At 65.4% G+C, this 10506-nt stretch carries 10 protein-coding genes and 2 pseudogenes; 7 read left to right on the top strand and 5 right to left on the bottom strand.

Annotation, left to right across the window (positions count from 1 at the left end; translation table 11 throughout):
- Nucleotides 1–606: 606 nt before the first annotated feature.
- Nucleotides 607–1599, bottom strand: a pseudogene (locus AC1DD3_RS20000) (LacI family DNA-binding transcriptional regulator); the annotation flags it as partial.
- A gap of 45 nt (nucleotides 1600–1644) precedes the next feature.
- Here AC1DD3_RS20000 and AC1DD3_RS19995 point away from each other — a divergent pair.
- The 5 genes and pseudogenes from AC1DD3_RS19995 to AC1DD3_RS19975 form a co-directional block, all read left to right on the top strand.
- Nucleotides 1645–2376, top strand: a pseudogene (locus tag AC1DD3_RS19995) (FGGY-family carbohydrate kinase); the annotation flags it as partial.
- 155 nt (nucleotides 2377–2531) lie between these two features.
- Nucleotides 2532–3539 carry an acetylxylan esterase gene (locus AC1DD3_RS19990; protein ID WP_230120517.1) on the top strand — a complete coding sequence of 336 codons (1008 nt, stop codon included), beginning with the start codon at nucleotides 2532–2534 and terminating at the stop codon, nucleotides 3537–3539.
- A gap of 242 nt (nucleotides 3540–3781) precedes the next feature.
- Nucleotides 3782–4942: a 3-deoxy-7-phosphoheptulonate synthase gene (locus AC1DD3_RS19985; RefSeq protein WP_476882361.1), complete on the top strand. Its 1161-nt coding sequence runs from the start codon at nucleotides 3782–3784 to the stop codon at nucleotides 4940–4942.
- A gap of 95 nt (nucleotides 4943–5037) precedes the next feature.
- Nucleotides 5038–5247 (top strand): helix-turn-helix domain-containing protein, encoded by a 210-nt coding sequence (locus AC1DD3_RS19980; RefSeq protein WP_230120519.1) that lies wholly within the window; start codon nucleotides 5038–5040, stop codon nucleotides 5245–5247.
- 225 nt (nucleotides 5248–5472) lie between these two features.
- On the top strand, nucleotides 5473–5571 hold the full coding sequence (locus tag AC1DD3_RS19975; protein ID WP_003792170.1) for a 30S ribosomal protein bS22: 99 nt from the start codon (nucleotides 5473–5475) through the stop codon (nucleotides 5569–5571).
- A gap of 270 nt (nucleotides 5572–5841) precedes the next feature.
- Here AC1DD3_RS19975 and AC1DD3_RS19970 read toward each other — a convergent pair whose 3' ends face one another.
- Entirely contained in the window at nucleotides 5842–6660 is an 819-nt protein-coding gene (locus tag AC1DD3_RS19970; protein WP_230120521.1) for an HAD family hydrolase, read from the bottom strand.
- A 117-nt stretch (nucleotides 6661–6777) separates the two neighbouring features.
- On the opposite strand from AC1DD3_RS19970, the gene AC1DD3_RS19965 reads away from it, so the two are divergent.
- On the top strand, nucleotides 6778–7032 hold the full coding sequence (locus tag AC1DD3_RS19965; protein ID WP_230120523.1) for a glutaredoxin family protein: 255 nt from the start codon (nucleotides 6778–6780) through the stop codon (nucleotides 7030–7032).
- 89 nt (nucleotides 7033–7121) lie between these two features.
- Nucleotides 7122–7817 (top strand): redox-sensing transcriptional repressor Rex, encoded by a 696-nt coding sequence (locus tag AC1DD3_RS19960; RefSeq protein WP_230120524.1) that lies wholly within the window; start codon nucleotides 7122–7124, stop codon nucleotides 7815–7817.
- Between the two features lie 84 nt (nucleotides 7818–7901).
- Here AC1DD3_RS19960 and AC1DD3_RS19955 read toward each other — a convergent pair whose 3' ends face one another.
- The 3 genes from AC1DD3_RS19955 to AC1DD3_RS19945 all read right to left on the bottom strand — a co-directional run bounded on the left by AC1DD3_RS19955 (nucleotide 7902) and on the right by AC1DD3_RS19945 (nucleotide 10476).
- A complete protein-coding gene (locus AC1DD3_RS19955; protein WP_476882360.1) occupies nucleotides 7902–8738 on the bottom strand; it encodes a G protein-coupled receptor family protein in 837 nt (278 codons plus the stop codon).
- A 264-nt stretch (nucleotides 8739–9002) separates the two neighbouring features.
- Entirely contained in the window at nucleotides 9003–9707 is a 705-nt protein-coding gene (locus tag AC1DD3_RS19950) for a hypothetical protein (RefSeq protein WP_230120528.1), read from the bottom strand.
- A 220-nt stretch (nucleotides 9708–9927) separates the two neighbouring features.
- Nucleotides 9928–10476, bottom strand: coding sequence for a YceI family protein (locus tag AC1DD3_RS19945; RefSeq protein WP_230120530.1), 549 nt, complete (start codon nucleotides 10474–10476; stop codon nucleotides 9928–9930).
- Nucleotides 10477–10506: the final 30 nt, after the last annotated feature.

The following is a 10506-nucleotide window of genomic DNA, read 5'->3' as shown; positions in this document are numbered from 1 at the left end:
GGCGCTGAAGCGGGAACGCTGCGAAGCGCGCGGCCCCGCAGCAGGGCAGCCGCGCTAAGGCCCGGCGTTACCGCCTGGCCCGCGGTGTGATCCGCTGCGTGTTCCCCCATGGCTTCCATAGGAAAACTCTGTCAGAGGGGTCCGACATTTTTAACGTTGGCCAATGCGACCGTCTGAGGTAGCCGCCTCTTGGTCTCCTCACGCCTAGTGTGGGTGATGCGTCACGATTTCCGGATCGAGGTTGGCCCCTGGCCCCTCCAGCGGATCAACCGGTGCCTCAACGCGCAGCGCACAGCCGCCAACGCCGGATTTCCCTGCGCAAAGCCGCTGACCAAAGACACGGCCTTGGATGGCGCCGTCATAGTTTCTGCTGAGAAATAGCGCCCCGGAGGAGAGATGCGCCGTGGCGACGCCGCACGCCACTCCGCCATCCTCTGGGCTTAGCTCGTCACACGTTGCTTATTGCCCTGCCGGAAGAGCTTCCGGTGCGGCTACGCGCTGAGCAGCCTCGCTCTGAGCAGCCTCGCGCGGTGCGGCCGTACGCCGTCCTGCTTCCTTCCGTGCGGCGGATCGTTCCGCTGCGCCGGGCTCTTCGCCGTCGACGGCGGCAGCCCCGGCGGTGCTTTGCCGCACCACCAGCTCGGGGGTGAAGACTACGCCGCGGTGGCGGGGATGCGCGGCGTCGAGCTCTTCTGTGAGCCGTTCGATTGCCGTCCGGCCAATGGCCTCGGTCGGCTGCCGGATGGAGGACAGCGGCACGACGGCTGAAACGGCAAAATCGATGTTGTCGTACCGATCAGCGCCACGTCCTCCGGGATGCGCAGTGTGTGTGTCATGGCCAGCGACTGCATGACGCCCAGCGCAAGGAGGTCGTTGGCGCAAAAGATGCCGTCCGGAAGCTGGCCCGAGTTGCGCGTCACCAGCTGGTCGCCCATCCCGCGGCCGGCCAGGACGGTCTGCCCCTCGGATTCAACGACTTCCAGCGACGCGCCGGGAACTTCGGCGACGGCGCGCCGCGCCCCCTCGAGGCGGTCGGCGAACTGGCGGACCGACGTCGGCCCTGTCACGAAGGCGAGCCGACGGCGGCCGATGTCCAGCAGGTGCCGGGCGGCGAGGTGACCGCCTTAGACGTCGTTGACCGACACAGAACTGTACTCGGCGTCGTCGGCGAGGCGGTCCACTAGGACGGTTGGCACGCCGCGTTCCCGGAGCTGGTCCAGACGCTCAGTGACGTCACCGACGGGCGAGATCAGCAGGCCTCGGACGCGCTGTTCCTGGAACAGATCTATATGGCCGGATTCCCTGCCGGCGTCGTGGCCGCTGTCGCCCAGCAGCACCGCGGCATCCTCTGCTGCCCGGGCCACGGATGTAAAGAAGGGGTTGCCCACGTCCAGGACGATGAGGCCGATGGTCCGGCTGTGGCCCGCCCGCAGCTGGCGGGCGGCGTCATTGCGGACGAACCTCAGCTCCTCGATGGCGTGCAGGACGCGTTCCTGGTGCGCTGTGAACCCGGTCCGTGTAGTTCAAGACGTTCGAGACAGTGCCCACCGCCACCCGGGCGTGGTTGGCGACACCCTTGATACTGGCTGACCGTGACATCCTTCTCCAAGCTCTCAGATGCAGAGAATGCTTTGACACCTGCCGTTGGCTGTCGGCTCGCACGACACCGCCTCCGCCGTCGCCGCCGTCCCGGCAGAACAGGACAACTTCGCCTATATCTCCTCCGGTACCTGGTCATTGGTGGGAGTGGAACTGAAGCACCCCGTCCTGGCCGAGGCCAGCCGGGCCGCGAACTTCACGAACGAGCGCGGCGTGGACGGCACCATCAGGTATTTGCGCAACGTCGGGGGTCTCTGGCTGCTCAGCGAATGCCAGCGCACCTGGGCAGCAGAAGGGTACAAAACGGAGCTCGGCGAACTGCTCGACGCCGCCGCGGCACTCCCGCCCGGCGGCCCGCAGATCAACGCCGACGACTCCTACTTCATCGCCCCGGACAACATGCCACAACGGATCCGCGCCGCCGTCAGGAATCCCGGCGCTGTGCTTCCGGACCAGCCGGCGGCCATCGTCCGCTGCATCCTGGACAGTCTGGCCGCCGGCTACGCGCGGACCATCGCCGACGCTGAACGGCTGGCGGACACCAAGGTGGACGTCGTGCACATCGTGGGCGGCGGTTCGCAGAACCGGCTCCTGTGCCAGCTCACCGCTGAAGCCACCGGAAAGCGTGTGGTTGCCGGCCCGGTCGAGGCCACGGCCATGGGCAACGTACTTGTCCAGGGGCGCGCCGCGGGGGCAATTAGTGGCGGCCTGCGGGAACTCCGTGCAGCCGTCCGCAGCTCTCCACCGCTGGAAAGCTACCAGGCGGCACTGGTCTAGCGGAAGTGGCCGGAGATGAGGCTTCATCCGGCGCCGCACTCCGAAACGGCCCGCAATGTGGCGTCTCGGAGGGAAGGATCCTATGCCGGTGCCTGACATAGGATCCACAACAGCACACAGCCTGGTTCTACACACTTCAAGAGAACGGAAAGCCCATGCCTCTCTTCGATCTTCCGCTTGAGCAGCTGCGCGGTTACACCTCCGACGTGACCGCTCCAGCCGATTTTGACTCTTTCTGGGACCACACCATCAGGGAGGCGCGCGAGTTTCCCCTGGCAGCGGTTTTCGAGCCTGTGGAGAACTACCTGACGGTGATCGACACCTTCGACGTGACGTTCGCAGGCTATGGCGGTTCTCCGGTCAAGGGCTGGCTGCACCTCCCGGCGAACAGGGAGGCTGGAACCCGGCTGCCCGCCGTCGTGCAGTATGCCGGCTATTCAGGCGGCCGCGGCCTGGCCAACCAGGACACCAAGTGGGCCCAGGCAGGCTACGCGCACTTCATTATGGACACCCGCGGACAAGGCTACGGCGGCGCCGTGGGTGAGACTCCTGATCCTGATCCGTCTGCGGGCGAGGTGGCCCACGCAGGGCTGATGACCCGAGGTGCAGGCAGCCGGGAGGACTACTACTACCGGCGTGTCTATGTGGACGCGTTCCGCGCCGTCGAAGCGGCGCAGGCGCATCCGGACGTCGACGCTTCCCGGATTGTGGTGGCCGGCGTCAGCCAGGGCGGAGGCATCACGGTCGCCGTCGCAGGGCTTGCGGCCGGGAGGCTCGACGGCGTCGTCGCCGCCCTGCCCGACGTCCCGTTCCTGCAGGACTTTCCCCGTGCCATCGACATCACGCCGCGCGGCCCGTATCCCGAGATTGCCGCGTTTCTGGGCAGGCACCGCGAACGGTACGAGCCGATGCTGGCCGTGCTGAATTACTTCGACGGCGTTAACCTCGGCCGTGGCGCGACGGTCCCCGCGCTTTACTCGGTGGCGCAGATGGACGATGTCTGCCCGCCTTCCACCGTTTTCGCGAGCTACAACGCCTACGGCACAAATGGCGGTGGCGGAACTGCCAAGGACATCGAGGTCTACCGCTTCAACAATCATGAAGGTGGCCAGGAGCACCAATGGGTCCGGCAGCTGCAGTTTTTGCGCAAGCTGGTGGGATGATCCGCCTCGCCGTTTGCGTGACGGACGGAATTTGCGGATCAAACAAATGCGAGGTTATGGTGTGGCTATGACTAACCGTTGGTATGCGTATTTTTCGTTGGCTCTGGAGGGGCCCGCGTCTAACTGACACGCATCCAACTACCTTCAGAGCCAACAGGGCAGAGATCATTCTCTGCCCTTCGCCATTTCTCCGGCGGGTTCTGATCTGGGCCCGCTCCGTACCCCGGAACAGGACCCCGCACATGAGCACCGAAGCAGCCACCGAAATCCAGCAGAGCGTTTCGAAACCGTCCACGCCGAAGCAGTCCACCTCGAACTTAAGGGTCAGCGGGATCACGGCGCTCCCCACTCCTCAGGAGATGATCGCGGAACTGCCGCTGGACGCGCGGGTGGCGGACGTCGTCGAACGCGGCCGGGACGAAGTCAGGGCCATCATGGACGGAGTGGACGACCGATTGCTCGTGATCGTAGGGCCCTGCTCCATCCACGATCCCAAGGCCGGCCTCGAGTACGCCCGCCGCCTCGTGAGCCAGGCCGAGAAGCACAAGGAGGACCTGCTGATCGTCATGCGCGCGTACTTCGAAAAGCCGCGCACCACGGTGGGCTGGAAGGGCCTGATCAACGATCCGCGGCTTGACGGCACACACGACATCGCCGCCGGCCTGCGCGAGGCGCGCCGCTTCCTGCAGCAGGTCACAGCGTTAGGGCTTCCCGCCGCCACCGAGTTCCTGGAGCCGATCAGCCCGCAGTACATGGCCGACGTCGTTTCGTGGGGGGCAATCGGCGCCCGCACCACCGAAAGCCAGATCCACCGCCAGCTGGCGTCCGGGCTCTCCATGCCCATCGGCTTCAAGAACGGGACCGACGGCGACCTCCAGGTTGCCGTCGACGCCTGCAGCGCCGCGGCGGCGGCCCAGGCTTTCCTGGGGATCGACGGCGAGGGTCGAGCCGCGCTCGTGGCCACCGCGGGAAACCCGGACACCCACGTGATCCTGCGCGGCGGCCGCAAGGGCCCAAACTACTCCGCCGCCGACGTCGAAGCAGCGTCAGCGAGGCTCGCCGCCAAGAACCTCAACCCGCGCCTCATCGTGGACGCCAGCCACGCCAACAGCGGCAAGAGCCATCACCGCCAGGCCGAAGTTGCGCTCGAAATCGGTGCGCAGTTGGAGGATGCGGGTACGGCCGCGGGTGCCATTGCCGGGGTCATGATGGAGAGCTTCCTGGTGGGCGGCGCGCAGAACCTGGACGTGGCAGAACACGCCGCCGGGCGGTCTGAACTGGTGTACGGCCAGAGCGTGACCGACGCCTGCATGGAGTGGGATGTGACGACGTCCGTGCTCGACCAGTTGGCAGCATCGTCGCGGAAACGCCGGGGCTTTCACAATGGCCACGTGAGCCTCTAGAGTAACTAGCACACGGTTGTTCGATGGCTCAGCATCGGCGCACCGCACACAACATGGGATGCCGCAATGATGCTGAGAGCAAAGGAATATGGGAAATGTCCGAGTCGAACTTCTCGAACGCCAAGTTCTTGACCGTGGCCGAGGTGGCTGAGGTCATGCGCGTTTCCAAAATGACCGTGTACCGCCTGGTCCATTCCGGAGAGATGCCCGCCGTTCGGTTCGGCCGCTCCTACCGGGTTCCGGAGAACGCCGTCGAGCAGTACCTCAAGGGCGCTGTTGTTGACGGCCAGTCGGATACCGCCTGACTCTTGGTGCCTCGCTTTCCCCGGGATCTTAGTGACCGAGGCAACCGCCTTGGGGCGGCTGCAGGTCATGGGAACAGTGGCGGTCAGTAGGGGGTCCGGATAAGCGGTACCCTGTTAAGGAACGTTTTACGTCATTGTAAGAATCTGTCAGTTGTTCAGTCTGTTGCTTAGTCCACGGACCTTTTTCATCAGACAGGTACTGCATCTAGTTTGTGAGGAACTTTCGTGGGTTCAGTTATTAAGAAGCGTCGCAAGCGTATGGCCAAGAAGAAGCACCGCAAGCTGCTTCGCAAAACGCGCCACCAGCGCCGCAATAAGAAGTAGAGATACTTCTACAGCGTCAATGCCCGCTCCCTTTCGAGGGTGCGGGCATTTTTGCGTCCTGGCAGCGGGCCGGGGGAGCGGCTGCGAAAGACGGCGTGCGTCGTTAAGTCGCCTACGCAAAGCACGGCGTGCGTCGTGATGTCGCCTTCCCGTCGGCACCATCGCGGCCGCGGTGGTGCCGCGCGAATGATCTAGGGACGCGCAAATGGCCTGGTGACACTGGAATTCGGGTGTCGAGGGGGATTTTGTGCGTCGCAGGGACGTTCCGCGTCAGACCCGGGGGCCGCGGAAGCGGGAGTAGCCTCGCCAGAGGCCGTAGACGGCGCCGCCGGCGGTGGCGGCCTTGAGTCCGAGCGTGGCGGCACGGCGGCCGGAACGGAAGTCGTAGACCGGCCAGTTGCGCTCGCGGGCGTGCTTGCGCAGCCTGGCATCCGGGTTGATGGCGACGGGGTGTCCCACGAGCGTCAGGAGCGGGATGTCGTTGTAGGAGTCGCTGTAGGCCCAGCAGCGCTTGAGGTCCAGGCCCTCGGCGTCGGCGATGCCCTGGACCGCCACCGCCTTGGCCGGCCCGTGCAGGATGTCCCCGACCAGCCGTCCTGTGTAGAGGCCGTCCTTAATCTCGCCCACCGTGCCGAGGGCACCGGTGAGGCCGAGTCGGCTGGAGATCACTGTGGCCACTTCGATCGGCGTGGCCGTGACGAGCCAGACCTTTCGTCCGACACGCAGGTGCTGCTGGGCCAGCGCCTTGGTGCCGGGCCAGATCCGGGAGGCGATCATCTCGTCGTAGACTTCCTCGCCCAGGACTTTGATGTCCTCCACCGTAATACCAGAGGCGAGGGTCAGCGCGGAGTCCCGCACGGCGTGAACATCGTCCATGTTTTCGCCGCGGAGCACGAACTTGAACTGCTTCCAGGCCATCCCCGCGGCCTGCGGCAGGGTGAATGCGCCGCGCTGATGCATTTTCCGGGCGACGTGGAAAAGGCTGGCGCCCTTCATGAGGGTGTTGTCGACGTCGAAGAACGCGGCCTCGCGGCGTTGCTGCGGTGCAACCGGCTGTTGGGCCACAGCGACGTACTTCTCCTCGGGCATGCCATTGAGTCTAGTCAATGCCGGGGAGGGCGCGGCCAGCGGACGGCGCGGGAACGCACTGGGCGTCACTGCGGCGTCGGCATCGCTCCGCGCCGGGAACGGCGATACGGTTGAAGCATGGTAAATCCCGACGTCGTTCTCCTCACCAAAGCTGACTGTCACCTGTGCGCTGCGGCGCGCGACGCCGTCGGGCGGGTTACTGCCGGGCTCGGACTGGAGTGGACGGATCAGTCGGTGGACGGCGATGACGCCCTGCGGGACCGCTATGCCGAAGAGATTCCGGTGGTGCTGGTGGACGGGATCCAACGCGACTTCTGGAAGATTGACGAGGCCAGGCTGGAGCGCGTCCTGCGCCAGGCGATGGCGAGGTAGCAGCGAATTCCGCGCAATGGCACCGGCTTTGTTGACATAAGTGATGGGGATCTAGAGTGGACTCACAACGCGACGCAATGGAGCAGATAGTGACTTCGCTCGATTCACCACCCCAGGCTGTGCCGGGGGACACCGGAGCTGCCGGAAAGCAGATTCCGCCAGCGGCCGTGGCCCGGCTGACCATCTACCTGCGCGCCCTGAACTCCCTGCTGGCCGAAGGCACCGAACGCGTCTCTTCCGAATCGCTGGCCGAGCTGTCGGGAGTCAGCTCGTCCACGCTCCGCAAGGATCTGTCCCACGTGGGGTCATACGGCACGCGCGGAGTGGGCTACGAGGTGCAGTACCTGAGCCGTCACATAGCCGCCGCGCTCGGATTGACCCACGACTGGAAGGTCGCGATCGTCGGCGCCGGTAACCTCGGCAAGGCGCTGGCCAGGTACGGCGGCTTTGAGTCCCGGGGATTCGACGTTGTTGCCATTTTCGACGCCGACCAAATGGTGGTGGGCAACGAGGTTGGGTGGCTGCGCGTGAGCGACGCCGCGGACCTTGAAGCCGTGCTGCAGCGGACGGGGGCCAACATGGTGGTCCTGGCCTTGCCCGCGGCCGTGGCTCAGAGCGTCTGCGACCGGGTGGTGGCGGCCGGCGTGCACAGCATCCTCAGCTTCGCGCCGGTGATGCTCCAGGTGCCCGACGGCGTGAACCTGCGCAAAGTGGACATGGCCACCGAGCTGCAGATTCTTGCCTACCACGCGCAACGGGCGCAGACCCCGGGGCAGCCGAACTAACGTCCGGCGCTGTTGGGATCCGCGCCCGCTGATGCTGGGTGCCGACTGGGTCGTGGCTGGCGGCCCTAGGCTATCGGCTCGTGGCTAGCGGCCGTACGGGCCGCCCGCGTACGGGTTGGCGAAGGGCTGCTGCTTCTTGAAATAAGGTGACGTTGTGGGCAGGTAGAGCATCACGATCGCCGCGATTCCAAGGACGGTCACCAGGGTGTTCAGGCTCAGCGGCAGGATGCCGAAGACGGAGAGGGCTGCAAAGACCGTGCCCAGGATGCGGGCCCAGTTCTTGCCCTTGCGGATGTTAAATGCCACCAGGGCGTAGAGCCCGGCGCCGATGAGGCCAAAGACCACCATCGTCCCGATGATGAACGGCTTGACCTCCTCGAAGGGAATGTTCTGGCCGCTGCTCCGGACCTGGCTCTCGAACATGTTCCGCAGGGCGGGGTCATCCAGTGTGGGAATCGCGATGAGGATGGACAGGAGCCAGAGGACGCCTGCGCCAATGAGCATCCAGAAAGCTGTGTTCACAAGCTTGGGAACGCCGGCCGGGCCACCGCCCTGGGGCTGCTCCGAGGGGTACTTGGCATAGGGCGACTGGCCATAGGGCTGCTGCCCGTACTGCTGCTGTTGTCCATACTGGGGGGCGTTCTGACCATATTGCGGGGCGGGGGGAACGTTCTGACCATATTGCGGGGCGTTCTGGCCGTACTGGGGTGCCGGGGGAACGTTCTGCCCGTACTGCGGAGCGTTCTGGCCGTACTGGGGCTGCTGCGGACTCGCTTGGCCGTACTGCGGTGCCGGCGGAACGTTCTGGCCGTACCCGGGCTGCCCGGACCTTTCCCGGGCGTTCAGGTCCGGTTCGTTGGAATCCTGCTGGCCGGAATTCGGTTCGTTCGGATTCGGGGGCTGGACTGGAGGAGTGCTCATGAGCGTTCCTTTGCGTTATCGACGTCGGGATCGGCCACCGGGTTCAGAAGCCTGCCCTGCCCCCAGCATGGTTCAGTTCAACCGTACCCCTCGGCGGGCGCGGCAATGATCATTCCGGAGAGGTATTCCTGCACCGCAATTGCCCGGGCTGCAGCGCCGATCAGGGGCGGGGGACCGGCCAATCGGATCCGGCTAGAACGGCACACTCCCGCGGGCCTCCACCAGGCGAACAGGGGGCCCGCCGGAGGGCACCCTTCGCAGGGATCAGGCGTGGCCCCGGACGGCGGCAAACCAGCTTTGCGAGTTGGAGACCCACATGAGCACGGTCGCCACCAGGCTGGCCAGAAAGCCCAGTCCGTTGCCGCCCCGCCCGTCGGCGAATCCGAGACTGATGATGGACAGCAGCAACGAGACGCCGGCAACTACGGTCAGAGCGAACCTGGCCCACTCACGGCCTTCCTTCATCTGCATCGCCAGGACAATCTGCGCCCCGGACAGGGCCAGAGCCACCAGCACGAGCAGCAGCACGAGGATCGCGAGGCCCGGTACGAACGCGAAGAGCACCAGTGCCCCGAACAGCCCGATCACCCCGGCCAGCAGGCCCACCAGTCCACCGATCACCCAAATCCAGTACGAGACCTTCAGCTCTGTGGGCAGCCCCATCACGCTGAACATTCCCGAGAAGCCGCCGCGGGGCATGACGTCGTTGAAACTGCGGGGGCGGTCGGCCGGAATCTCGAAGGGGAATCGTCCGGCGCGGCCCGGTTTGTTTGGCTGCCAGTAATGCCCGGAATCTTGCCCTTGATTCCCATAGCGGTCCCCGTGCGCGTCGGTGTCGTGCTGGCCCGCAGCCTGATAACCCGCCGCCTGATTCCACCCTGTCTCCGGCGCCGCTGGAGGACGGTGGTCGCCTGACGGCGGTTCGGAGCCCGGCTGTTCAGGCTGCGGTACATCGCTGGGGTTGCTCATGGCTCTCACTGTAGACCCGGAAAATGGCTAATTCCAGAAGATCCGGGGCCATGTCACGGGGGTCATTCGTTGGCCATCGCTACGGCACGGCCGCAGTTCCCGGCAGGCGTTCAAGGGTGGAAAACAAGGCATCAGGACAACGCAAACGCCCCGCTTCGTGGAAGCCACGGGCGGGGCGTTTGCACTGCAAAAGTCGGCGGGACCGACCTAGGCGTGCACGTTACGCAGCAGGGGCGATGAAGGCGAGCTCGAGGTTGATGGCAACCTTGTCGCTGACCAGGACTCCACCGGCTTCCAGTACGGCGTTCCAGGTGAGGCCGAAGTCCTTGCGGCTGATGGTGGTTTCAGCGGAAACGCCGGCGCGGGTGTTGCCGAACGGGTCCACGGCAACGCCGTTGAGCTCGGTCTCGAGGGCCACCGCACGGGTAACGCCCTTGATGGTGAGGTCGCCCTGGAGTTCGTAGGCGTCCCCCTTGGCTACGAGACCGTTGGAAACGAAGGAGATCTCGGGGAACTTCTCGACGTCGAAGAAGTCTTCGCCGCGGACGTGGCCGTCGCGGTTGACGTCGCCGGAGTCGAAGCTCGCGGTCTGGATGGTGGCGTTGATCTTGGAGTCGGCCACGTTCTCGGCGAGGTCCAGGGTTGCGGTGGCTTCCTTGAACTGGCCGCGGACCTTGCTGATGCCTGCGTGCCGGACGGTGAAGGCGATTTCGCTGTGCGAATTGTCGAGGGTCCAGGTGCCGGTGGTGACGTTAGCGGGAAGTGCCATGGTGGTTCTCCTTGTATCAGTGGTGCTTCG

Source organism: Arthrobacter sp. 05T444, from assembly GCF_056395905.1.
This window is presented reverse-complemented; position numbering and strand designations above follow the sequence as displayed.